Origin of the sequence: Microbulbifer sp. CAU 1566 (genome assembly GCF_023156515.1) — a bacterium.
Taxonomy (GTDB): domain Bacteria; phylum Pseudomonadota; class Gammaproteobacteria; order Pseudomonadales; family Cellvibrionaceae; genus Microbulbifer.
In genome coordinates this window covers 583,552-608,067 of sequence record NZ_JALNMG010000002.1, presented here as the reverse complement: position 1 = coordinate 608,067, position 24,516 = coordinate 583,552, and the positions used below count along the sequence as shown (strand labels likewise).

22 protein-coding genes are annotated in these 24,516 nt (G+C 57.3%); 12 read left to right on the top strand and 10 right to left on the bottom strand.

Features of this window, described 5'->3' with window-relative positions; genetic code table 11:
* The first annotated feature begins 144 nt into the window (after positions 1-144).
* The 3 genes from cysM to mazG all read left to right on the top strand — a co-directional run bounded on the left by cysM (position 145) and on the right by mazG (position 4,289).
* Entirely contained in the window at positions 145-1,050 is a 906-nt protein-coding gene (gene cysM, locus M0G74_RS07755; protein ID WP_348983703.1) for a cysteine synthase CysM, read from the top strand.
* An 84-nt stretch (positions 1,051-1,134) separates the two neighbouring features.
* Complete coding sequence (gene relA / locus M0G74_RS07750; protein WP_248215943.1) at positions 1,135-3,387, top strand: GTP diphosphokinase; 2,253 nt, start codon at positions 1,135-1,137, stop codon at positions 3,385-3,387.
* 86 nt (positions 3,388-3,473) lie between these two features.
* The gene (gene mazG, locus M0G74_RS07745) at positions 3,474-4,289 is read left to right on the top strand and encodes a nucleoside triphosphate pyrophosphohydrolase (RefSeq protein ID WP_248215942.1); all 816 of its coding nucleotides are present in this window, start codon (positions 3,474-3,476) and stop codon (positions 4,287-4,289) included.
* Positions 4,290-4,307: 18 nt separating this feature from the next.
* On the opposite strand, the gene M0G74_RS07740 is transcribed toward mazG, so the two are convergent.
* A complete protein-coding gene (locus tag M0G74_RS07740) occupies positions 4,308-5,303 on the bottom strand; it encodes a 2-hydroxyacid dehydrogenase (protein WP_248215941.1) in 996 nt (331 codons plus the stop codon).
* 344 nt (positions 5,304-5,647) lie between these two features.
* On the opposite strand from M0G74_RS07740, the gene adk reads away from it, so the two are divergent.
* The 8 genes from adk (at position 5,648) to M0G74_RS07700 (ending at position 13,896) form a co-directional block, all read left to right on the top strand.
* Positions 5,648-6,301 (top strand): adenylate kinase, encoded by a 654-nt coding sequence (gene adk, locus M0G74_RS07735; protein WP_160153230.1) that lies wholly within the window; start codon positions 5,648-5,650, stop codon positions 6,299-6,301.
* A gap of 227 nt (positions 6,302-6,528) precedes the next feature.
* Positions 6,529-7,563, top strand: a complete 1,035-nt coding sequence (gene hemH / locus M0G74_RS07730) for a ferrochelatase (protein ID WP_248215939.1) — start codon at positions 6,529-6,531, stop codon at positions 7,561-7,563.
* Positions 7,564-8,019: 456 nt separating this feature from the next.
* The gene (locus M0G74_RS07725) at positions 8,020-8,835 is read left to right on the top strand and encodes a hypothetical protein (protein ID WP_248215933.1); all 816 of its coding nucleotides are present in this window, start codon (positions 8,020-8,022) and stop codon (positions 8,833-8,835) included.
* 233 nt (positions 8,836-9,068) lie between these two features.
* Entirely contained in the window at positions 9,069-9,797 is a 729-nt protein-coding gene (gene tsaB / locus M0G74_RS07720) for a tRNA (adenosine(37)-N6)-threonylcarbamoyltransferase complex dimerization subunit type 1 TsaB (RefSeq protein ID WP_248215932.1), read from the top strand.
* An 87-nt stretch (positions 9,798-9,884) separates the two neighbouring features.
* Positions 9,885-10,685: an undecaprenyl-diphosphate phosphatase gene (locus tag M0G74_RS07715; RefSeq protein ID WP_248215927.1), complete on the top strand. Its 801-nt coding sequence runs from the start codon at positions 9,885-9,887 to the stop codon at positions 10,683-10,685.
* Between the two features lie 55 nt (positions 10,686-10,740).
* Complete coding sequence (locus M0G74_RS07710; protein ID WP_248215926.1) at positions 10,741-11,637, top strand: NAD(P)-dependent oxidoreductase; 897 nt, start codon at positions 10,741-10,743, stop codon at positions 11,635-11,637.
* Between the two features lie 30 nt (positions 11,638-11,667).
* The gene (locus M0G74_RS07705) at positions 11,668-12,780 is read left to right on the top strand and encodes a DUF3524 domain-containing protein (protein ID WP_248215925.1); all 1,113 of its coding nucleotides are present in this window, start codon (positions 11,668-11,670) and stop codon (positions 12,778-12,780) included.
* A 108-nt stretch (positions 12,781-12,888) separates the two neighbouring features.
* Positions 12,889-13,896, top strand: a complete 1,008-nt coding sequence (locus M0G74_RS07700) for a tryptophan--tRNA ligase (RefSeq protein WP_248215924.1) — start codon at positions 12,889-12,891, stop codon at positions 13,894-13,896.
* Positions 13,897-13,967: 71 nt separating this feature from the next.
* Here M0G74_RS07700 and M0G74_RS07695 read toward each other — a convergent pair whose 3' ends face one another.
* From M0G74_RS07695 to M0G74_RS07680, 4 genes are all read right to left on the bottom strand, one after another.
* Positions 13,968-14,927 carry a mechanosensitive ion channel family protein gene (locus tag M0G74_RS07695; protein ID WP_248215922.1) on the bottom strand — a complete coding sequence of 320 codons (960 nt, stop codon included), beginning with the start codon at positions 14,925-14,927 and terminating at the stop codon, positions 13,968-13,970.
* A 30-nt stretch (positions 14,928-14,957) separates the two neighbouring features.
* Positions 14,958-15,485, bottom strand: coding sequence for a hypothetical protein (locus tag M0G74_RS07690; protein ID WP_248215919.1), 528 nt, complete (start codon positions 15,483-15,485; stop codon positions 14,958-14,960).
* Positions 15,486-15,658: 173 nt separating this feature from the next.
* A complete protein-coding gene (locus M0G74_RS07685) occupies positions 15,659-16,096 on the bottom strand; it encodes a hypothetical protein (protein ID WP_248215917.1) in 438 nt (145 codons plus the stop codon).
* Between the two features lie 95 nt (positions 16,097-16,191).
* Positions 16,192-16,722, bottom strand: a complete 531-nt coding sequence (locus M0G74_RS07680) for a PH domain-containing protein (protein WP_248215915.1) — start codon at positions 16,720-16,722, stop codon at positions 16,192-16,194.
* 185 nt (positions 16,723-16,907) lie between these two features.
* On the opposite strand from M0G74_RS07680, the gene gndA reads away from it, so the two are divergent.
* Positions 16,908-18,443, top strand: a complete 1,536-nt coding sequence (gndA, locus tag M0G74_RS07675) for an NADP-dependent phosphogluconate dehydrogenase (RefSeq protein WP_236250320.1) — start codon at positions 16,908-16,910, stop codon at positions 18,441-18,443.
* Between the two features lie 83 nt (positions 18,444-18,526).
* Here gndA and rdgC read toward each other — a convergent pair whose 3' ends face one another.
* From rdgC to M0G74_RS07650, 5 genes are all read right to left on the bottom strand, one after another.
* Complete coding sequence (gene rdgC / locus M0G74_RS07670; RefSeq protein ID WP_248215914.1) at positions 18,527-19,519, bottom strand: recombination-associated protein RdgC; 993 nt, start codon at positions 19,517-19,519, stop codon at positions 18,527-18,529.
* Between the two features lie 133 nt (positions 19,520-19,652).
* Positions 19,653-19,964, bottom strand: coding sequence for a YceK/YidQ family lipoprotein (locus tag M0G74_RS07665; protein ID WP_248215912.1), 312 nt, complete (start codon positions 19,962-19,964; stop codon positions 19,653-19,655).
* A gap of 80 nt (positions 19,965-20,044) precedes the next feature.
* Complete coding sequence (gene ybaK, locus M0G74_RS07660; RefSeq protein WP_248215910.1) at positions 20,045-20,515, bottom strand: Cys-tRNA(Pro) deacylase; 471 nt, start codon at positions 20,513-20,515, stop codon at positions 20,045-20,047.
* Positions 20,516-20,616: 101 nt separating this feature from the next.
* Positions 20,617-22,086 carry an aminoacyl-histidine dipeptidase gene (locus M0G74_RS07655; RefSeq protein WP_248215908.1) on the bottom strand — a complete coding sequence of 490 codons (1,470 nt, stop codon included), beginning with the start codon at positions 22,084-22,086 and terminating at the stop codon, positions 20,617-20,619.
* 186 nt (positions 22,087-22,272) lie between these two features.
* Positions 22,273-24,252 carry a VacB/RNase II family 3'-5' exoribonuclease gene (locus tag M0G74_RS07650; protein WP_248215907.1) on the bottom strand — a complete coding sequence of 660 codons (1,980 nt, stop codon included), beginning with the start codon at positions 24,250-24,252 and terminating at the stop codon, positions 22,273-22,275.
* Between the last annotated feature and the right edge of the window lie 264 nt (positions 24,253-24,516).

Sequence of the window (24,516 nt, the reverse complement as noted above, 5' to 3'; positions counted from 1 at the left end):
TCCAATTCTACCCCTGCCAGCCACAGAAGCCACCCCAAATTAGCGGGGATTCATGGTATTTATGCTGGTGACCGCCAAGGCGAATTCGCAGCCGCGGCGGCAGGGGGGTAGAATGTGCGCCCGCATATCCGCATGGATCAGAAGTTGACTATGGAATACCCAACGATTGCCGATTGCGTTGGCAATACGCCGCTGGTGCGGTTGCAGCGTCTCCAGGGGGATAGCTCCAACACCATCCTGCTCAAGCTGGAAGGGAATAACCCTGCCGGTTCGGTGAAGGACCGTCCGGCACTTTCAATGATCAGCCGCGCCGAATCCCGCGGGGAGATAAAGCCGGGCGATACCCTGATCGAGGCAACCAGTGGCAATACCGGTATTGCCCTCGCCATGGCGGCGGCCATCAAGGGGTACCGACTGATTTTGATTATGCCGGCCAGCGCCACTGAAGAGCGCAAGGCGGCGATGGCGGCCTACGGCGCTGAGCTGATACTGGTCACCCCGGAGCAGGGCATGGAAGGGGCGCGGGATCTGGCACTACAAATGCAGGCGGATGGTGAGGGGCTGGTGCTGGATCAGTTTTCCAATCTCGACAATCCCAGTGCACATATTGAAACCACCGGCCCGGAAATATGGCGGCAGACCGGAGGTCAGATCACTCATTTCGTGTCTTCCATGGGGACGACCGGCACCATCATGGGGTGTGGCCGTTACCTGAAGCAGCAGAACCCGAATATTGAAATTATTGGCCTGCAGCCCACCGAGGGCTCGGCCATTCCTGGAATCCGTCGCTGGCCCCAGGCCTATCTGCCGAAAATATTTGTTCCGGAAGAAGTGGACCGGGTGATGGACATCAGTCAGCAAGAAGCGGAGTCAATGACCCGCCGGCTGGCACGGGAGGAAGGGATTTTCTGTGGCGTTTCCTCTGGCGGCGCTGTGGCAGGTGCGTTGAAAATTTCCGCGGAAGTGGAGAATGCCACCATTGTGGCGATTATCTGTGACCGGGGTGACCGTTACCTGTCATCCGGTCTGTTTGATGCAGAAGCAAAATAAACAGGTTGTTAAAAAGGTGTTCATCTGCGTTGGCGACACCCCTTTTCAATGATTCTGGTCGCGAGTTAAAACCGAGTTAAAGCATTGGTACAAGTCAGAAAAAATTATCCGCGATTGGCAGACGGCACCCTGGATAGGGAGGCCTGGCTGCGCCACATTCAGGCGATGGCCAAGCTGGACGGTGGCACCCTGGTAACGCTGCGCAAAGCCGTTGAAATGAGCGAAGAGGCGGAGCAGAAAGCCATTGAGGCGGAAAACATCTGGGCCGAAGGCACCAGTAGTTTCCTGACCGGCCTCGAAATGGTGGAAATTCTCGCGGACCTGCAGATTGATGGTGAGGCGCTGTGCGCGGCCATGCTGTATCGCGCCGTGCGTGAGAAGCGCCTGTCGTTGAGCGGTGTCGAATCGGAAATGGGCGAAACCATCGCCAAACTGATTCGCGGCGTGCTGCAGATGGCGGTAATTCGCAACCGCAGCGCAGATACCGGTGAGGAAAATCAAAGCGGCGCGGTCGAAGAGCACTCGGAGAATATTCGCCGTATGCTGGTCGCGCTGGTCGACGACGTACGCGTAGCGCTGATCAAGCTCGCCGAGCGCACCTGTGCCATCCGCGCGGCCAAGAAAGCGGATGATGCCAAGCGTCGCCGGGTAGCGCGCGAAGTGGCCGACGTATACGCACCCCTGGCGCATCGCTTGGGTATCGGGCACATCAAGTGGGAGCTCGAGGATCTGGCATTCCGCTATCTCGAGCCCGATGACTATATGCAGATCGCGCGCCTGCTGGACGAAAAGCGCCTGGCGCGGCAGGAGTATATTGATGATGTACTCAGCTTGCTGCGCAACGAGCTCGACAAGGCCGAAATCGAAGGGGAAGTGTTCGGTCGCGCTAAGCATATCTACAGTATCTGGCGGAAGATGCGCCGGAAGAATATTGGTTTCTCCCAGGTTTATGACATCCGTGCGGTGCGTATCCTGGTTCCCACGGTGCGCGATTGCTATGCGGTGCTCGGGATAGTCCACAACCTGTGGCGCAACATCCCCAACGAGTTTGACGATTACATCGCCTCGCCAAAAGACAATGGTTACCGTTCACTGCACACCGCGGTGATTGGCCCGGACCGGAAAGTACTGGAAGTCCAGATTCGTACCTTCACCATGCACGAAGAGGCCGAATACGGTGTCTGTGCCCACTGGCGTTATAAAGGTACGGATAAGAAATCCGGGCAGTTGGAAGGCCAGGACGGTTACGAGCAGAAAATTTCCTGGCTGCGCCAGGTACTCGACTGGCACGAAGAGGTGGGTGGTAACCCGCTGCAGGAAGACCTGCAGGCCAGCGACGTGGACACGCGAATTTATGTGTTTACCCCGGACGGGCACGTGGTTGACCTGCCGCGGGGAGCCACCCCACTGGATTTTGCCTACCGAATCCACACTGAAATCGGCCATCGTTGTCGCGGTGCCAAAGTGGACGGGCGCATAGTGCCCCTGAACCACGAACTCCAAACTGCAAATCAGGTGGAAATTCTTACCGGTAAGCGGGAGGCGCCCAGCCGTGACTGGATTTCCCGCAGTATGGGGTATATCACCACCTCCCGGGCCCGAGCCAAGGTCATTCACTGGTTCAAACAGCAGGCGCGGGACCAGAATGTGGCCGAAGGGCGCACCATTCTCGACGGTGAATTCAAACAGCTGGCGCTGGCGGACTTCGATTTCGAGAAGCTCGCGAGAAAGCTCAATATGCACTCCCTGGACGACCTGTATGCGGCAGTTGGCGCTGGCGATATTGGGGTCGGCCAGGTGTTGAACGCCGCCCAGCGCATGGTGAAAGTCGAGCAGGGAGAGCCGGTGCTTTCCCTGACTGCGCCGGTGGCCCGCGAGGGGCAGGCGGATGTGTATATCGATGGTGTCGGCAACCTGCTGACCCATATTGCGCGCTGCTGTAACCCGGTGCCCGGTGATGAAATCATGGGGTATATCACTCTCGGACGGGGAGTTTCCATCCACCGTAAAGACTGCGCCAATATGCTGCGAATGCAGTCGGATGAGCCGGAGCGAATTCTGCAGGTGGAGTGGGCGGAAAAGCCCAGCGAAGTCTACGCGGTGGAAATCATGGTCGAGGCGTACGACCGCCACGGGCTGTTGCGGGATATCACCGCCATGCTGGACAGTCAGCGGATCAACATCACGGCAATGGAAACGCGCTCCAACAAGCATAAGCACACGGTAGATATGGTGATTACCGCAGAAATCCACAACTTTGAAGAGCTCAGCCACGTGCTGCACCGCATAAACCAATTGCCCAATGTGGCCACGGCCAAACGGCGGATTCTGCATTGATCCCGAATCTACTGAGTTTTTTACCATCCGCATCGTTTGTGCACCGATGCTGGCAACGCGACTGAAACCGGAATTGAGCAGGGGCTATGAAACAGCGCTATACCGTTGAAGACCTGGAATACTTGATGTCGCGGCTGCGTGACCCTGAGAGCGGTTGTCCGTGGGATCTGAAGCAGAGTTTTGCCAGTATCGTGCCTTCCACGATTGAGGAGGCCTACGAGGTGGCGGAAGCCATCGAGCGGGAAGATTTTGAGCACCTGAATGAAGAGCTGGGTGACCTCCTGTTTCAGGTAATTTTTTACGCCCGCCTGGGCAGTGAAAACGGCTATTTCGATTTCGCCCGCATAGTTGACACCCTGGTGCGCAAGCTGGTGCGTCGCCATCCCCATGTCTTCCCTTCGGGCGACCTGCATGGCGATAACCAGACTGCGGATATCGATGAGCAGCAGATCAAGGAAAACTGGGAGGCCATCAAGGCCGCCGAGCGTGAGGCGAAAGGTGAAGACGGCACCCTGGGTGGCGTTGCGGTGGGCTTGCCCGGTTTGACACGAGCGCTAAAGCTGCAAAAACGCGCAGCGGGGGTGGGGTTTGACTGGCCGGATATTGGCGGTGTGCTCGACAAAATCTCAGAAGAGGTGGAGGAGTTGCGAGCGGCAATTCAGGCGGGCGATACGGAACACGCAAAAGAAGAGCTGGGCGATCTATTGTTCGCCTGTGTAAACGCGGCTCGACATCTGAAAGCCGATCCGGAATCGGCACTGCGGCAGTGTAATCGAAAATTTGAGCGCCGGTTTACGTTTGTGGAAACCCGGCTCAAGGCCTGTGATCGCCTGCCCACAGATGCCTCTCTGCAGGAGCTGGATCAGTTGTGGGAAGCCGCCAAGGTGGAGGAGAAAAGCTGAACCCCGGAGATGCTGGAGTCAGCTTATTCGGATGCGATTGTCACAATCCCCCCGGTTTTCGAATTGAGTCACGTTTTCCAGCGTCAATTTCGCGATGTTCGAAACGGCCTCCGATGTAAAAAAGCCCTGGTGTGCGGTAACCACTACGTTTTTGAAGGTCAGCAGTCGCGCGAACTGATCATCCAGCAGCATACGGTCGGAGTGATCGTCAAAGAACAGGGGCGCTTCGTCCTCGTAAACATCCAGGCCCAGCAAGCCTATTTTTCCTGATTTCAGTCCGGCAATGGCGGCCGCCGTATCGATGACCGGTCCGCGCGCGGTATTGATGAGTCCGGTACCGGGTCTCATTTTATCGATGGCATGCGCATCAATCAGGTGATGGGTTGCAGGCAGCAGCGGGCAGTGCAGGGAGATGATATCGGCCGTGGCGAGCAGCTCTTCCAGTGGGACATAGACCAGACCAAGGGCCTCGCACTGGGGGTTTTCTGCCGGATCCGAGCCCAGAAGTTTGCAGCCAAACCCGTGCATGATGCGCGCAAAGCAAAGCCCGATTTTCCCGGTGCCGACAATACCGATGGTTTTGCCGTGCAAATCAAACCCCATAAGTCCACTGAGCGCATAATTGCCTTCGCGGATCCGGTTCTGCGCAGAGTACAGGTGCCTGACCAAACTGAGTAGCAGTGCGGTAGCGTGTTCGGCGACCGCGAACGGAGAATAGTCGGGTACATTGGCGACCAGGATGCCAGCATGATGCGCCGCTTCAAGGTCAACGTGATTGAACCCCGCAGATCGCAGGGCCAGCATTTGGACACCCTGTTGCGACATCTGCTGTATTAGTTTGTCGTCTACCGGGTCATTTACGAATAGGCTCACCACCGGCGCGCCCCGGGCCTGGGGCAGGGAGTAACTGTCCAGGTGAGCGTCAATAAATACCAGTTGGTGACGGCATTGCTGGTTGTGCTGGGCCAGATATTGTTTGTCATAGGGTTTGGCGTTGAACACAGCGATTTTCATGGGGCACACCTGCGAAATAGTGTGAATGCAAAGTAGCCATGACCGGATGGTTTTACCAGTTTGGTATACCAGTTTTGCTGCAGGGTGTTAGGCGATGCCACAGGTGTCGCCGCTCGTGGCTTTGGAAAGTGGCCCTGGTAACTAGCACTGGTAACTAGTTCCGGTACAAAAGATGGATTGCGGGAGTGGCTGGTTTGCACTATGGGCCCGGCTGATTTGCACTAAAGGAAGCTTAATGCTGCAGGCCCCAGACTTGTCCTGCTAGTGGGCAAAGTGTAAGGTAGCGCTCTTTTTATCACGGGGGGCAGAGTCGCCTCTCGGCATGATCTGGAGATTATCTGTTTATGCGAATCATACTTCTGGGCGCACCCGGCGCCGGAAAGGGCACTCAGGCCCAGTTCATCACCGAGAAGTTTGGAATTCCTCAGATTTCTACTGGAGACATGCTTCGTGCAGCCGTGAAAGCGGGCACGCCTCTTGGCCTGCAGGCCAAAGACATTATGGCAGCGGGAAAACTGGTTTCTGACGACCTGATCATTGCCCTGGTGAAAGAGCGTATCGCGCAGGCGGATTGTGCCAATGGATTCCTGTTCGACGGTTTCCCCCGCACCATTCCCCAGGCCCAGGCATTGCTGGATGCAGACGTGGCCATTGACCATGTTCTGGAAATTGCGGTTGATGACGAAGAGATCGTCAAACGCCTCTCCGGTCGCCGTGTGCACGAAGATTCCGGCCGCGTTTACCATCTGGTTTACAACCCGCCGAAAGTCGAAGGCGTGGATGATGTTACCGGGGAAGCGCTGGTGCAGCGTGCCGACGATACGGAAGAGACCGTGCGCAATCGCCTGAATATTTACCACGAGCAGACCGAGCCACTGGTCGGCTTCTACCGTGAGCTGGAGCAGCGCGCTCCGGAGACGGCGCCCAAATACAGCAAAGTAGAGGGTGTTGGTTCAATGGACGATATCCGCGGGAAAGTGTTGTCAGCCTTGAGCTGATCCTGGCGCTTTCCATCCAAAGGCTCCTTCGGGAGCCTTTTTGCTATCTGGCATTTGTATCTGCGAAAAAGCCGCCGGGACCCCGCCTTGATTGTTTGCGTCAATGTGGCCGTATAGAAACTCTTGGGGATTCTGCTAAATACTTTTGCGCCGCTATCTGAAATACTCTCGCCCGTAGCAAACTGAGAAAAGCCCCCCTGAAATGTGAAACTGGAGTACGGACGAATATGGCTCACGCGATCATTCTGATGAACCTGGGAACGCCAGCCGAACCAACCCCGGGTGCGGTTCGACAGTTTCTCAAAGCGTTTCTGTCTGATCCCCGGGTGGTTGAAATTCCTAGGCCGCTTTGGCAACTGATTCTCAACCTTTTTGTCTTGCCCCATAGGCCGAAGCGAATTGCGCCGGCCTATGGGGAAATCTGGAATCACGGGCTGGATGGCGAGGCGGTGACCGGCTCACCCATTACCTATTACACCCAGCGGCAGGTTGCTCTGCTCCAGCAGCGGTTAAACGCAGTAACCGGATCGCCATCAGGAGAGCAGGGTGCTGATCGCCCATTGGTCGTTGCCCACGCAATGACTTACGGAGCCCCGGGCCTTGCCGATACCGTTTCCCGCCTGCAGGCGGAAGGGGTGACGGCTTTTACGGTTTTGCCCCTCTACCCACAGTATTCCGCCACTACTACCGGCGCCATTTACGATCAGGTGGCGGCGATCATCCGCCAATCGCGCAACGTGCCGGATATTTCGGTGGTGCATGACTACTGGGAGCACCCGCTCTACATTGAGGCATTGGCCAACTCGGTGCGGGAGCACTGGAAGCAGCATGGCGCGGCGGAAAAGTTGCTGATGTCTTTCCACGGTATTCCCAAAGCAAACACCCGCAAGGGAGATCCCTACTACCAGCAGTGCTGTGGCACGGCCGAGCGGCTTGCCTCGGCACTGGCGTTGCCAAGGGAGAAATGGGAAATAACCTTCCAGTCCCGCTTTGGCAAGGCGGAATGGTTGCAGCCCTATACCGATAAAACCCTGGTGGAGTGGGGGCAGAATGGGGTTTCCAGTGTGGACGTGATCTGCCCGGCATTTTCCGCAGATTGCCTGGAAACGCTGGAAGAAATTGCGGTAGAGAATCGCGCTAACTTTATCGATGCCGGTGGTGCTGAGTACCGTTACATTCCTGCGCTGAACGCACGGGCGGACCATATCGAGGCTATTGCAGCGATTGCTTTGGCTCGCGTACCGGCTGCCGCGGTCGAGTAATATTTCTCTTGCGATTTCCTTTGGCCCATCAGAATTTTCCTCGAATTCCGTAAAAAATCCGGTGGGCCTGTTAAAAAACCAAAATTTTTAAAAAATATTGGTTGTTTTTGTCTGTTTTTTCTTGCAAACCCTCTTTTTTTTATTAACTTTGATACAGCCGTGTCATTTTTAATGACTGGCAACTCTCGATTCCCCTGTTCCAGGTATGACTTGCTCTGATTTTGGTTGTTCGTTTTGGGCCGAAGGCTTCTTTATCAGGAGCGATTTTCTGGCACCGAATTGACCCGACAATGGGAAGCACTGGTTCTGGAAATTTCCGGCACATTGGAAAAAGGGTGATTTGAGAGATATCGCAATTCCCGGCCGCAGTTAAAGACCGGATCAATCGGGGTTGCTGGTCGGCACACACTTCTGTGTTCAGAGTGACTTCTTTTACTGAGAAAGAGGAGACAAGGGATGGCTCGAGTCGCAAAGAAAAAGGCCAAGGCAAAGCGCGTAGCAAAGTCTAAACCGGCAGCCAAAGCCGCTACCACTGCATCACCAGTGGTCACCAAAGCGCAGAAAGCGGTTGATTCTGCTGCAAAGGCGTTAGACGCACAGCTGGATCGCGTTGGTAAAGCCCGGGCAAGGGCGCAGAAAACCGGATCAGCGGCAGCGAAACAGTCACTGACCTCGGCCAATGCAAAATTGAGAGAGCAGCGGGCAAAGCTAGCGGAAGCCAAATTAGGGCTGGCCAAGGCCAGTGCCATGGATGCGGTGCGTCAGGCCGAGGCCGCAGCCAAGAAAAAAGTCGAGGATATGGCAGCCAAACTGTCTGCCAAGGCGGATAAAGAGCTTGCGAAGGCGCTGAAGGCATTTGAAAGCCGCTGGAAAAAGACCCGTGCCAAGGCCGATGCCAAGAAAGTTAAGTCGGCAGAGAAGAAAGCAACGGCAAAAGTGAAAGCTGCGGCGAAGAAAGCAGCCACCAAAGCCAAGGCCATGGAGAAAAAGGCCGTAGCCAAGGCCAAAGCCGCGGCGAAAAAGGCTGCCAAGCAAGCCAGTAAGAAAAAGGCGGTGAGGAAGTCCGCGGCCAAGAAGGCAGTCGCCAAGAAAACGGCTGCCAAGAAAACCGTCGCCAAGAAAGCCGTTGCTAAGAAGGCCGTTGCTAAGAAAGCCGTTGCTAAGAAGAGCACCGTGAAAAAGTCTCCGGGCCGCCCTAAAAAGGCAGCCACTAAAACCGCGGCAGCCAAAAAGACGCCGGGACGCCGCGGCCGACCGCCGAAGAAGGCGTGACGCGCTCCCCAGGTCGCCAGGCCTGATATGGCACCTGGGGCAGGGTGCGCACCTGTCCTGTCAGCCTGGTTCCAGAGTCTGCCAAGCCCCGGCTTTTCGCCGGGGCTTTTCTTTTGGTCGGCAGGGCCGGGTTGCCGGTTGCGTTTACCGCTGGGCGTGACACAATTCGCCACCAGTTCCTCGATCCGGGGTACCACGCCTTCTTCTGATCTCACCAATACGGGTCTTATTCGTTGAAATTTCTGGCTGTTGATACCACCTCCGGTGCCTGCTCAGTTGCTTTCTATAGTGACGGCCAGGTCTGGGAGCAGTTCGTGAAAGCGGAGCGGGATCATACTCGCCGTCTGCTGCCCATGGTTGAGGCGGTGCTGGCAGAGGGGCAGAGCAGCCTGTCGCAGCTGGATGCCTTTGCCGTAAGCCGGGGGCCCGGCTCATTTACCGGATTGCGTATAGCAATCAGTTGCGTGCAGGGCCTGGCATTTGCCGCTGACAAGCCTGTAGTCCCGGTATCCAGCCTTGCGGCCATGGCAGCGGGTGCGGTCCGTGTCCACCCGGATTGGCAAGATGCACCAGTACTCGTTGCGCTGGATGCGCGGATGCAGGAGGTTTACTGGGGGCTTTACGACACCGGCGAGCCGGGCAGCGCACTGCTTGAAGACGCGGTGTCCAGCCCTGAACAGGTGGTCTCTGCGTTACGGGCGGCGGGATATACTCTGCCGGCGGGCGCCGAGGCCTCCGAAGGCCAGTTCTATGCCGCCGGCCCCGGTTGGCAGTATCCGCAACTGGCGGCATTGAATGTTAAAGCGTTGGCTCTGGATTCGGATGTTCACGCGCAGGATATTGCGGTCCTGGCCGCCGATCTCTGGCAGCGGGGCGAGCAGGTTGCCGCCCAGGATCTGGAGCCAGCCTATTTACGCAATGAAGTCACCTGGAAAAAGCGCGAGCGGATTCGCCAGCGTTAAGCCCAAATAGCTGTTGCATTGAAAATAGCCAGCTGAATCGAAAATAATCAGGCCTGATACGGGCTTATACCGGCAGTAGTAACCCGAATGGAAACTCTTCATATCATCATCCTTTCCCTGATCCAGGGAATCACTGAATTTTTGCCTATTTCCAGCTCAGCACACCTGATTCTTCCGAACCAGGTGCTCGGGTGGCCGGACCAGGGGCTGGCGTTTGATGTGGCGGTGCATTTTGGTTCTCTGATCGCGGTGCTGGTGTATTTTCGTAAAGATGTCTGGCACTTGATCCGCGATGGGCTGGGCGGTTTCAAAGGTGGCCAGTTTACGGATGAGGGGCGTTTGGCATGGCTGATTGTGCTGGCAACGATTCCTGCGGGCCTGGTGGGGCTGGCATTCAAAGACTTTATCGAGACCCACTTGCGATCCTCCGCGGTAATAGCCGCGACGACCATTCTTTTTGGCCTGCTACTGTGGTGGGCAGATGTGCGCGGCGCGCGTCGGGATGATATTGGCAAGCTGAACTGGAAAAAGGCGCTGATGATTGGTGCCGCCCAAGCCCTGGCACTGATTCCAGGTACTTCGCGCTCGGGTATTACCATGACGGCGGGCCTGATGCTGGGGATGAAACGGGAGGCGGCGGCACGTTTCTCATTTCTGATGTCGATACCGGTCATTGCTCTCAGCGCTCTGTTGCTGACCATGGAATTGCTCGATACCCAGTTTGTGCCCTGGGGGAGTATTTTCCTCGGCGTGATCCTGTCCGGTATCAGCGCTTACCTTTGTATTCATTTTTTCCTGCAATTTATCAGCCGCATTGGTATGGCTCCCTTCGCCATTTACCGGTTGTTGCTGGGTGCGGCACTGATTTGGCTGATTCTTGCCAATTGACCCCGCACTTGTCCCAGACCGGCGGCATAACCAAACAATTTGACCAGAGGTAATGATGGCAAGCTCAGCGAATACTACGGTTGCATTTATTGGCCTCGGCGTCATGGGCTTCCCCATGGCTGGCTACCTTGCCAGGGCTGGTTATCAGGTTCGGGTATATAACCGCACCGCCAGTCGCGCCGGCGAGTGGCTGGAAACCCATGCCGGTGAGGCATTCGCAACTCCGGCAGAGGCTGCGCAGGGTGCCGAATTCGTGTTCGCCTGTGTAGGTAACGATGACGACCTGCGGCAGGTAACCGAGGGACCGGATGGTGCCTTTCAGGGCATGGGGCCGGGCAGTGTGTTTGTGGACCACACCACGGCGTCCGCCGATGTGGCGCGAGCGCTGGCTGCGGAAGCTGAACAGCGCGGAATTGGATTTCTGGATGCACCGGTATCCGGTGGCCAGGCGGGAGCGGAGAATGGCGCGCTGACGATTATGGTGGGCGGTGACCCGGTACTCTTCGAACGTGCTAAACCATTTCTGGACTGTTACGCCCGCGCAATGAATTTGCTCGGGCCGGTAGGCAGTGGGCAGTTGTGCAAAATGGTCAACCAGATCTGTATTGCCGGTCTGGTGCAGGGCCTGTCGGAAGGTCTGCATTTTGCCCGCGCTGCGGGGCTGGACCCCGAGCAGGTGGTTGAGGTGATATCCAAGGGTGCCGCGCAAAGCTGGCAAATGGAAAACCGCTACAAAACCATGCTGGCGGGAGAGTATGAGCACGGCTTTGCCGTGGACTGGATGCGCAAAGATCTCGGGATAGTGCTGGATGAGGCCCAGCGCAATGGCGCATTGCTGCCGGTGACTGCGCTGGTGGATCAGTTCTACAGCGAGGTGCAGGCGCTCGGAGGCGGCCGCTGGGATACTTCCAGTTTGTTTGCGCGCCTGACCAATGTACGGGATTTCAGCTGAGTATTTGAGTCAACCTTTCAGGTACATTTTGTGAAAGTGCTTTTGCTTTCCGCCTATGATGCCGACAGCCACAAGCGCTGGCGGCGTGGCCTGGTGGCCGCAATTCCCCAGTGGCAGTGGACGGTTCTCACACTGCCACCACGCTACTTTAATTGGAGAGTACGAGGTAACAGCCTCAGCTGGGGGCGTGGAGAAGCCGCGACCGTCCTCAAGCAACCCTGGGACCTGGTCGTTGCCACGTCGATGACGGACCTGTCTGCGCTCAGGGGACTGGTGCCGGAACTGGCCCGCATACCAACAGCGGTCTACTTCCATGAAAACCAGTTTGATTACCCGCGCAGCGAAGATGCGATCGACTCTGTGGAACCGCAACTACTGAACATCTATACCGCGCTCTGCGGCGATCTGCTGCTGTTCAATTCCGAGTACAACCGCACCACCCTGCTGGAGGGGGCGCAGGAACTCCTGCATAAATTGCCGGACCATGTGCCCAAGGGGATCTGCCGGGAAATTGCGGAAAAATCCCGGGTATTACCCGTTCCACTGGAAAATGCCGCCTTTCAGGTGCCCCAGGAAAGGTCGCAACACCCGACGTTCATCTGGAATCACCGTTGGGAGTACGACAAAGGTCCGGATATTCTGCTCGCCGCACTGCGTCGCTTCGGACGTGAAGCGATCCCCTATACCCTGCATGTGGTTGGGCAGCAATTTCGTCGCCAGCCGGCAGAGTTTGCCCATATCAAGAAGCTGCTGGTAAAGCAGGGCGCCCTGGGTGCCTGGGGGTACCGGGAGAGCGTGGCCGAGTACCGCCAGTTGCTGGGGAGCAGTCACGGGGTGATTTCCACCGCGCGCCACGACTTCCAGGGGCTCGCGGTGCTCGAGGCCGTAGCTGCCGGGTGCCAGCCGCTGGTGCCGGACAACCTTGCCTACCCGGAATGGTTCGGACGGGGCGGTTGGCGTTACTCCGATGATGTGGAGTCCTGTGCGGCGAACCTGTGTGCAGCAATGGTGCGCTGTGCGGAGCGGGCGCAATCCGCGGCAAAAGCGCGGTTGCCGGATGTTTCGGGGATGAACTGGGAGCAAATGGCAGCAGAGTACCGCGACGTACTGGCGGAATGTCAGGCTGTGCGAGGTCCGGCCTGATCCGCGATGGGATAGGACCCAAGCCGTACAACCACTGGCAGGAAACGGGTATCATTCGCCCTCCTGATTCATCGTAGCGATAAATAGCAGATAGAAAAGCAAGGATTTATGAGCAAGCAGCGCGTTCTTACCGGCATTACTACCACCGGCACACCACACCTGGGTAACTACGTGGGCGCCATTCGCCCGGCCATTGCCGCCAGCCAGGAAGAGAGTAACCAGTCTTTCTACTTTCTGGCGGACTACCACGCGCTAATCAAGTGCCAGGATCCGGAGCAGGTACACCAGTCCACGCTGGAGATTGCCGCAACCTGGCTGGCGCTGGGCCTCAATACTGACAATGTGGTTTTCTATCGCCAGTCGGACATTGTGGAAATTCCCGAGTTGACCTGGCTGTTGACCTGTCAGGCGGCCAAGGGACTGATGAACCGCGCGCATGCGTACAAGGCGGCGGTAGATGCAAACCGGGAAGACGGCCAGGATTCCGATTTCGGTATCACCATGGGGCTTTACAGCTATCCCATCCTGATGGCCGCTGACATCCTGATGTTCAATGCCAACAAAGTGCCGGTGGGTAAAGACCAGATCCAGCACATCGAAATGGCACGGGATATCGGTCAGCGATTCAATCACCACTATGGTGAACATTTTGCACTGCCGGAAGCGGTGGTCGATGAGCATGTGGCCGTGCTGCAGGGGCTGGATGGCCGCAAAATGAGCAAGAGCTACGGCAATACCATTCCGCTGTTTTTGCCAGAAAAGCAGTTGAAAAAACATATCAACAAAATTAAAACCAACCTGCTTGAGCCAGGTGAGCCAAAAGACCCGGATACTTCCACCGTATTCCAGATCTGGCAGGCCTTCGCTACCCCGGAGCAGACCGCGGAGATGCGTAAGGCATTCGAAGAGGGGATTGCCTGGGGCGAGGCCAAGAAGCAGTTGTTTGAGCTGATCAACGGTCAGGTTGCCGAGGCGCGTGAGCGTTACAACGATTTGCTTGCGAACCCGGCGCAAATCGAAGTGGAACTGGAGAAGGGGGCAGAAAAAGCCCGTGCTTATTCCCGCCCTTTCCTGGCCAAGCTGCGCGAAGCCGTAGGTATCCGCAAAATCGGCTGATTGCCTGTATCGGCTGATTGCCTATGGCAGGCCGGGCTCGCCTTCTGCGAGCCTGGCCGATCAATGTAAGCTCACTCCCTATCCTTGCGGCCCACTGGCCACCCCTCCCGTTGACTGCCTCGTTCGCCATCGCTTTCATCCGTTTGATCGTGAAACAGGTGAACCTGGGTCTCGAAAGGCATATCAATACCGGCATCGTCCAGCGCAATTTTTATCGCGTGTATCACCCTTGCTCTCACGTGGGTCACGTCGGATTGCTTTGCATGGGTCCACCAGCGTGCGCGGATACTGACCCAGCTGGCTGCCAGTTCCCATGGAAGGGCTTCCGGGGCCGGCTCTGAAAGCACGCCTTCCACTTGGTTTAATGCTTTGCAAATAACGGTACAGGCTTCCTCGATATCGTCGCTGTAACCGATGCCAATGTCGTAATCTGTGCGTCGTGTGGCATGCGCCGTTTTTACCAGAATGGCGTTGGTGTAAATGTCGCTGTTGGGGATGACTACCCGTTGCCCGTCGTAGGTATCAATCATGGTGGCGCGGGTCTCAATTCGGCAGACGGTGCCTTCATAGTCCGCGACTTTAATCTGGTCACCGACTTCAAAGGGTTGTCTGATCAGGATCAGAAGTCCCGCCAGCCAATTTTGCAGAATGTCCTTGAAGGCAAAACCAATTGCAACCGAGCCGACGCCGAGGCCGGCGATAAGGTCCCCGGGTTTAAGGCTGGGCATGACAATCGTGGCAGCCAGTAAAAACCCCAGCAGTATCAGGCTCCATTTCACCAGCCCTCCCAGCATGTCGCCGAGGTTACTGCGCTGCCGTCGATTCAGCTGGCGCCGAATCAGGAAACGGGCAAGGCTGCCGAGAATAAAGAAGACTAACAGCACAACCAGTGCAACGGTGAAGTTGGGTATCAGCGTGATGGCGCCATCCACCCAGCGGTCTACCTGGTCGATGGCGGTACTGTAGTCGGCATTGATTGTCGCATTGGCGATTTTACTGTCGCTGTCGCTTTGCTGTTGAGCGTCTTGCATGATGGCGAAAATCGACAATCTGGAGAGAGCCTACCCGGGATCGCGCAGGCGGATTTTCAGCAGGAAATTGGCGCTTTCCCCTTTTTCCGCAGCGGACTCCATCAGGTAAACCAGAACCTTGTAGGTGCCGTCCCGGGGCAGGGTGACGGAGTAGCGCGCGTGTAGCCCGTGGCCTTTATGCAGTGCGCGGGGTGCCGCAGGCGCGGTGATATGGTAGCTCGCCTGCACATTGTTACTGCGCAGGTCCAGCTCCAGAGATTGCCCGGTGCGGGCGTCAATCAGGTATTCAATGGCGTGATGACCCTGGATAGTGTCTGAGATGCGGGCGCTGCGGGGGTTGCCTGCGCTGTTCGGGAGCCCGGAGGAAATGGAGCCGGTGGCGGTGCCGGAGCCTTCTGCAGTGGATCGGGGTTCTGCGAGTTCGACCTTCTCCTGGCGAATACTACTGTTAGCAATTGCCGGGGCAGCGCCAGCGGCGAGCGCAATTTGCCCCAAAAGTGGCCAGATATTGGCGAGTGCCAATAATAGCCAGAGTGTCAGCCGGACTGGTTTCTGCACTGAATTTCCCGATAAATCTGCTTATTACATTGCCTGGTGTCTGCCTCAAGCCACTGATACGCCAGCCACTGATACACCGTCGAAAAGAGATAGCGAGTCATTGTTGCCGGGCAGACACTGGCCGGTAAGGCGTCCAGTGTAGTTTGCAGACCGGGTGATTGGTCGTCGCGGCCTTAATGGCTGCTCCTGGTACTGCCGTTGTCACCATCAATATCCACCCGCAGTTTGTAGTCCGCGGTTTCATTGCGGCGGGCGGCACTGCGCATCATGTAAACCTGAATGGTGTAGGTGCCGTTGGCTGGTAACTCGGTAGCGAAGTGGTTTCCTGTGGTCGAGCCGATAAAAATGGCGGCATCCCCGGGGCCGGTGCCCGGGGCGAAGACATTGAAATAGGTGGCGGAGTGGCTCGTCTGCAATTTCACTTCCATCCACTGACCGGCCCTGGCGGTGACCTTGTAGTTCACGGTCTGGTAACCGGTAATGCCGCTGGTAACGGAGGTTCCGGTGGCACCCTTGGCGAACTGCAGGGTTTCGGTGCGGCTATCATCGGCGAGACAGCCGAAACTGCCTGTGAGCAGGTAAATAAACCCCATGATCGGTGCGTACTTCATACTCGCGTCCCCTGTACCTGGAAATTAGGCAGTGAAATGGCAGCTTGAACTTCAGTGTAGATCAGCGCCAGGTATCGGGGGGGAGCGGAAGGTCGCTACTGATGCTGGTGTTCGGTAAACGGTTTGAGTACTTCCACAAAACGTTGCGGATTATCCGGAGTCACCAGCAGAGTTGAAGCGGGCCGACGAATGACCACCGAGTGCGCGGCGCTGGTGGCAAAGGCCCGGTAACGCCCCAGTTTCTGGTTGCGAAACAGGCCGATATAGCCGAAGTAACCCCCGTTGCCGAACAGTCGAATGGAGCCTTTCATGGCGTCCGGCTCATGGGTCACCGATTCGATTTCACCCAGTGATATACGCGTACTCCAGCCGAGTCGCCGGATAATCAGGTCGTTACCTTGCAGTCGGTATCCGCGCACGGTAAATACCGCGCAGAGCAGGAGCAGAGCGAGCGGCAGCCAGATACCCAATTGATAGGTGCTGGGGGCATGGGCCGGTGTGTTTATTTGCAGGATCACGCTGGTTCCCACAAGAAACAGGCTGGTCAGGGCCGTTATCCAGCGCAGCTGGCGACTCCAGGGGGCTGAGAACTCGATGCGGGGAGATATCTTGGGCGGCGTTGGCATGCTGAATTCCGAAGCGCTTGAGTCGCTTATTAGTATTAACGGGTTAGTGATATTCCTCGGGAGTGTAGCGAGGTTACCGTGGCGGTGGAATGGCAAGTCATTGCCGGTAGATTCGACTGCCGAGTGGCTGCCGGTATTGCTATACTCCGCCCGCTTTGAGCCGTACCACTTTTCTGGAGACCTTCATGTCAGATTCCATGTCAGATTCACTTTGCGATATCGGTTTTATTGGCGCGGGCGTCATGGGGAAAAACCTGATCCTCAACCTCGTGGACAACGGATACCGCGTGTGTGCTTTTGACCTGGATCACGGCCGCCTGGAAGCGCTGCTGGAGCAGGATGCCAAAGAGCGGGGCGACCAGCCGGCACGGGTGGAGGTGTGCAATTCCTACACCGAACTGCTGTCACGGGTGAAAGCGCCGCATCTGGTGATTCTCTCTGTGCCGGCGGGCGCGCCCGTGGATGACGTTTGCAACAAGTTGCTGGACGCCGGCCTGCAGGCGGACGATATCGTGATCGATACCGGCAACAGCCTCTGGACCGACTCTGTAACGCGCTGCAAGCGCTACGAAGGCAAACTGATCTTCTTCACCACGGCGGTATCCGGTGGCGAAGTCGGCGCGCGCTTCGGGCCTTCCCTGATGCCCAGTGGCGACCGCTATGCCTGGGCGCGCATCGAGCCGGTGTGGCATGCAATTGCCGCCAAGGTAGATCCGGCCACGGGCCAGCCCATCGAGCGGTTTGAGCCGGGCAACCCCGTCAAAGAAGGTGAGCCCTGCGCGGCGTACATCGGGCCCATCGGTTCCGGCCATTTTGTGAAAATGGTGCACAACGGCATCGAATACGCGGATATGCAGATGATCTGCGAAGTCTATGACGTGATGCGTAGTGCCCTGGAGATGACACCAAAGGAAATTGCCGCAGTCTTTCGCGACTGGAACAAAGGCGTGCTCAACAGCTACCTGATCGATATCAGTGCTGAAGTATTGGATACCCTGGACTCGGAAACCGGCAAGCCGCTGGTGGACGTGATTCTCGATCGCGCCGGTCAGAAGGGCACTGGCTTGTGGACCGCGGTGGGTGCCTTGCAGGTCGGTTGCCCGGCGCCGAGTATTGCGGAAGCGGTGTTTGCGCGCTCGCTTTCCACCCGCAAGGTGCTGCGCGGCCGTGCGGCAAAAAAACTGGTTGGACCGTCAGTGGCCGCGGTGCCGCAGGACAAGCGGGATGAGGTAATCGCGCAGCTGCACGATGCTTTGTACTGCGCAAAAATCTGCGTTTATGCGCAGGGCTTCGATCTGATGAAGCTCGCGGCCCGCGAGCAGGGCTGGGAACTGAACTTTGCAGAAATCGCCCGCATTTGGCGCGCCGGCTGTATTATCCGTGCGGTCTTCCTGCAGTCCATCAGCGATGCCTATGAGCGGGATACCAAGTTGTCCAATTTGTTGCTGGATGATTTCTTCATCGAGCAGATCGCCAGCCACCAGGGCAACTGGCGTCGGGCCGTGGCCGATGCCACCATTGGCGGGATTCCGGTACCGGCGTTGTCTTCAGCGCTCAGTTACTACGATGCTTTCCGGCGCGAATCACTGCCGGCGAACCTGCTGCAGGCCCAGCGCGATTTCTTTGGCGCGCACACCTTTTCGCGGGTCGATAAACCTGAGCAGCAGAAATACCACGTGTTGTGGAGTGAGCCGGGGCGGCCGATCAAGAAAATTCATTGAGTGATACACAAAAAAGGCCGCTTTATAGCGGCCTTTTTTTAGAAGTGTGTAGATGCCCAATGGAGCTCTTTTATTCAGTTTTTTTAAACCACTTCTTCCACTTCCGCAGCCAGTTGCTGTTCGCTATCGGCGCGGGTAGCGCGGGCGACTATCTCGTCGACGCTGGCTGTATCGGTGTTGAGCCCGCCGAAAGCCACCAGCAGGTCCTTTAACAGTGCCGAGATTTCCAGGGTCATTACCGAGAATTCGATATCGAAGCGCTGGGCGGCATTGTCGGCATCGGCGTTATCGGCCTTCTCGGTCACTTCGTCGCTGAACTTGAGGCGCTTGATGGCCAGCTGATCATCTACCATCAGTTCCACACCTTCGCGCCAGACCAGCCCCAGTTTGTGCACCTGCATACCGGCGACCAGGTGATTGTGGATTTCCTCCGCACACAGGTCCTGGTTTTTGCAGCGAATGACACTGCCCGATTCCTGCGGGTCGCGCAGCTCGCACTCGTGGCCGAACTCGAAATTGGCGGGGGCCTCCGGGGCGGTCAGCCAGTGGGTCATGGATTGCTGCGGAATGTTTTTGGCGATTACTGGTACTACCGACAGGCTGCTGATGGCCTCCCGAAGGTTCTCCAGTAGTTCCTCCGCGGCCTTGGCCGAAGAGGCGTTCACCACAATCCAACCATCTTTGGGGTCGATATAGGCAAATTGCAGGCGGGAGCGCGCGAAGGCTTTCGGGCGCATTTCCAACAGTACCTCGTCTTTGAGGTTCTGCCGCTCCTTGCGACCGACACTGCGGGCTTCTTTTTCGGAAATGGCCAGGGCCATTTCTTCTACCTTCTCATTCACCACCGCCGCGGGGATCACTTTCTCCTGCTTCTTCGCGCACACCATCAGGTAGCCGTTGGCGGCGTGGACCAGCTCGCTGCCGTGGCGCCCCAGGGGCGGTACCCAGCCGTAGCGGGCCATATCCTGGCTGCCGCAAGGCGTGAAAATGTCCGGCTCGAGCATTTCGTTCAATTGCTCGGCGGATAGGGAGAATTCGCGGGTGAGGCGGTAGACGCGCAGGTTTTTAAACCACATACAGCAGGCCAGTCGTCGATTTGAAAATTTGGCCGCGCATTATGCGATGTATGCAACGCGGGAACCAGTCTAAGTCGGGACCAGTGGTTCCCGGTTGCGGTGCGCGCGGCCGGTGAATAGCTGGGCGAAATTTCTACAGGTTAATGCTGCCGTCCTGGCTCTGCACATAGACGGTGTAGGGCAGCATGACGGTGTCGGTGGTGGCCGACAAAAGGCTGTCAACTAGGTAGGCACCGACCATTGGGAGAAAGTAAATGGAGCTTCCATTGGAGTTGAGTTTGCACATATTGTAGGCAACGCCACTGTACACCCGGGGCACACTGACACAGCCTGTATTCTGTCGTTTCAGATTTCGTGCTATTTCCGAGTCGGAATTGGTCAGCGTGGTCACCGTGCCGCAACCCGACAGCAATACAAGGGATGTTAAAAGAGCAAGATACTTCACAGGGCTTCCTTTCTTTATTGGTATCGACGTTTCGACACCGTCAGTCAAATTATGTTCACGGTTTTCGCAGGGTCTTCTGTTTAATCGGCGGCCAGTGGTGCAAATTTGCCCCGGGTCAGCTGCAACAGATCTTTTGGAGCCAGTTCAATCTCCAGGCCCCGCCGGCCGGCACTGACAAAGATGGTGGCTTCCGATTCGGCAGAGCAGTGCAGGAAGGTGGGCAACTGCTTTTTCTGTCCCAGTGGGCTCACGCCACCGAGTACATAACCCGAGGAGCGCATCACGGCGTCTTTATCTGCCATTGCGGCTTTTTTTACACCGGCGGCCTTGGCGATCAGCTTCATGCTGAGTTGGCTTTGCACTGGAACTATCGCAACGGCGAGGGACTTCCCATCCAGGCTCACCACCAGTGTCTTGAATACGCGCGCGGGCGCGAGCGACAGTTTTTCTGCGGCTTCGAGACCATAAGATGGGGCTGACACATCGTGCTGGTACTCGTGCACCTGGTAACAGATCCTGGCCTTTTTAGCCGTATTGATCGCTGGAGTCATAAAGCGGCGCTACCTGTTGTTTGCCACCATTCTCCTTGGAATATTTCACAAATACAAAAAAGCCCGGCGGGTTTGGCCGGGCTTTTGTCAATTTTGTGACTTCAACGCTTGGGAATGGCCGCCACGACTTTCAAAAAGTAGTCCCAGAAGTTCCCCACGCTCTCGATATGTACCCGCTCTTCCGGCGAATGGGCGCGACGGATGGTAGGGCCAAAAGAGACCATGTCCCAGTTGGGGTAAGGCTTGGCCAGCAGGCCGCACTCGAGGCCGGCGTGAATGACTTTGACTTCTGGTTCCTTGCCTTCCATCTCCTTGTAGACGTCTTTCATTAGTGCCAGCAGGGGCGACTGCATATTGGGCGTCCAGCCGGGATAGGCGTTGTCCAGTGAGGTGTGCGCACCGGCGAGCTGGAATGCCGCGGCGACATTCAGGCCGTGCTGGTCGCGGGCGCTGTCGGACAGGCTGCGTACCAGGCACTGGATACGTATTTGAGACTGCCCGTTTACCTCTTCGGTGACCACTCTCGCAAGGTTGTTGGAGGTGTCGGCAATGCCTTCCAGCGCAGTGCTCATGCGCTCGACGCCGTTGGGGCAGCAACGGATGACACGGATCAGTTTGAGCTGGCTTTCAGTATCCATTACCGCTGCCGGAGTGTCGGTTTCTTCCAGAGTGATTTCCAGCCTGGCTTCATTGTCCAGTTCGGCCTTGATGGCGGCGGCTTCACGCTGAAAAACTTTTTGTAAATCTGCGCCCCTGTCGGCCGGTGCAGTGATAGTGGTGAACGACTCGCGGGGAATGGCATTGCGCAGGCTGCCACCGTCCAGGCTGGCAATACGCAGCTCGGGAATTTCCACTAGCGCGGCATCGATGATGCGGTTGGCGATTTTGTTGGCGTTGCCACGGCCTTTGTCGATATCCAGCCCGGAGTGGCCACCGCGCAGTCCTCGAACACTCAATTTGAAAGCCTGATGATCCGCGGGCGTGGGTTCTGAGGAATAGGGCAGGGAGACATTGACATCCACACCGCCGGCACAACCCACGTAAAGCTCGCCTTCGTCTTCGGTATCCAGATTCAGCAGCAGGTCGGCTTCGAAGTGCCCTGGCTGCAGGTTTTTGGCGCCGGTCATTCCCGCTTCCTCGTCAATGGTGAGGAGGGCTTCCAGCGCGGGGTGGGGGATATCGGTGGACTCCAGCAGGGCAAGGATGGCGGCAACGCCAATGCCATTGTCCGCGCCCAGGGTGGTCCCCTCTGCGGTAACCCACTCGCCATCGATATAGGGCTTGATGGAATCCGTCAGGAAATCGTGGTCGGTATCCGCATTTTTCTGCGGCACCATGTCCACGTGGCTCTGCATTGCCAGGGTTTTGCGATCTTCCATCCCCGGTGTTGCAGGCTTCTTGATGATGATATTGCCGACCTGATCCAGTTTGACATCGAGGCCGCGGTTGTTGGCGAAATCAACGATATAGGCCACCACCTTGTCTTCATGCTTGGACGGGCGGGGGATTTCGCAAAGCTTGGCGAAATGTTTCCACAGGGGAGCGGGGTTCAGTTCGGCAATGGTCGACATGGTTGTTCCTTGTGACTTTCTTGAGTCTATCCTGGCGAGGATCCAGATAACGGGGCCGGGATGCCGGGATAGTGGCCAGTGTTGGCCGCAGGGCTTTTGGCCCCGCGGCTGGAAGTTTAGTCCGATGGTGTTACGGAAGACGGTTTGTGGAATAGGGTGTTACAGATGTTGGCATTGTGGCCGCAATCAGTTGCCGGCCTCCGGCGCCGAGTCCTCGGCAGATTCTGCGACCAGCTCCAGCGCAATACGGCGCTTGTCGACATCGACTGCGCTGACCTTGACCTGCACCTGTTGATCCAGCTGGAAACGTTCTTCGCCGCGGGTAATGCGCAGGCGCTTGCCGTCAAACTCGAAGGGGTTCTTTTTGCCGTTGAATCGCACAAAGCCGTTGATGCCGTTGTCTTCCAGGCGCACACCGATACCGGCGCCATTGACCAAGGTAATGGTGCCGCTGAAGACTTCACCCACTTTGGGTTCCATGTACTGGCAGTAGAGCCATTGCTGTAGCGCGCGGTCGGCCTGGCGACCGGTGGCAACAACTTGTTGCAGGGCTTCGCCGTTGCGTTCTTCCAGCTTGGGCTGCTCGGTCCCCAGCAGTGCTGCGCGCAACACGCGGTGGTTGTGCAGGTCGTTGAATTTGCGGATCGGCGATGTGACCGTGGCGTAGTGGGCGAGTCCGAGTCCCAGGTGCGCGGCGGGCTTGCCGCTCAGTTCACCGGGGCGCAGCATGCGCTTCAGTACCGCCAGTACATTGTGCATTTCGGTATCGCTGTGGGCTTCCAGTTCCTTCACCAGCTTGAGGTAGGTATCCAGCTGGTGCAGATCCTGCTCGGCGTATTCCGGCAGTACGTCTTTCAGCAGTGCGCGAATTTCTGCCATGCGCTCGTCGCGGAAACCGAGGTGAATGGAGAAGCAGCCTCCGCCGAGCTCGGCCAGTTTGTTGCCGGCGCAGATGTTGGCGGCCAGCATGGCTTCTTCCACCATGCGCTGTGCCGCGGAGCGCTGTTGCTTTTCGATGCGCTCGATTTTGCGCTGTTCGTTTAACACCAAGTCGTAATCCGGGCGGTCTTCCATCACCAGCGAGTGGCCCGCTCGGTACTCGGTGCGGGCTTTGCTCAGCTCGTCCAGCTGGCGCAGGCTCTCCTGTTGTTCTGCGGGTACTGCCGTTTCATCCCCTTCAATAAACTGCGCAACCTGGGCGTAGCTCAGTTTGTGCTGTGAGCGGATGGCGGCAAATTCGTAGTCGAAACTATTCAGGGCGCCGTCTTTCGCCACCTTTATGTGCATCACCAGGGCCGGGCGCAGTTCACCGGGCAGCAGTGAAAAGCTGTTTTCACACAGGTTGCCTGGCAGCATCGGCAGGGTTTCGCCGGCGAGGTAAACGCTGCTCGCCCGCTGCTGCGCTTCCTTGTCCAGGGCGCTGCCTGGTTCGATCAGGCTTGAGGGGTCGGCAACGGCAATGTGCAGGGTCCAGCCGTTGTCGGATGCGCTGACGGCCAGGGCATCGTCCATGTCTTTGGTGGACTCGGCGTCGATGGTGGCAAAACCCAGTTCGGAGAGATCTTTGCGCTCTGCACAAAGGTCTTGCAGCTGTGCTGGCACTTGATCGGCCTGTTCCTGTGCCGCCGGGCTGAACTGGTTCGGCAGGCGATACTGGGCCACCACGAACGCGTGCTCGATACCCGCCATATCCGGCTGGCCGATTACATTTTCCACCTTGGCCTGGGACTTGCCGTCCTTGAACGGGTGACGGGTCACACTGCAGGCAATGAATTCGCCCGGCTGGGCTTTGCCCCGCGCTTTGGGCGGCAGGAAGATCCAGCGGGACAGGCCGTGCTCACTGGGCTGGATGAAGTGGCCCTGGCCGCGCTGAATGTACTGGCCGACCAGGTACTTGAGCTCGGATTCGATCAGGCTGTCCAGCTCTGCCGACAGTTTGCCTTTTTCATTGCCTTTCTCTTCTTCGGTCAGGCTGACACGCACTCGGTCCCCGGGAAACACCCGGTCCATTTCCGCCGGTGGCAGAAACGCCTCGCGGCCGTCATCCAGCACCACAAAGCCGAACTTGCCATTGCTGCCGCGCACGCGGCCTTCGGCGAATTCTTTGGTGGAGCGAATATCGGTTTTCAGCTGCGTAAGCTGCTTGAGGGCGTCGGCATTGAGCATGAAGACTTCTCTGTAAATCGGGTGGTGCCTGAATCAAGGCCTGAATAGGGGGTGTATCGGGCGCGGATTCTACCAGACGACAGGTTACAGGCCAGTTTGCTGATGCTTTCTACTGTGACTGGGCTTTGCGCCTGGGTCTTATGACTGGTTCTTGTAACTGGGCCTTGTGGCTGGGTCTGACTGGGATTGCCACCTGCGGGCGCAGAGCTTCGCGAGGGAGTGGGGGTAGCGAAGGATTTGGTGGATATTTGGCCCAATGTCGGC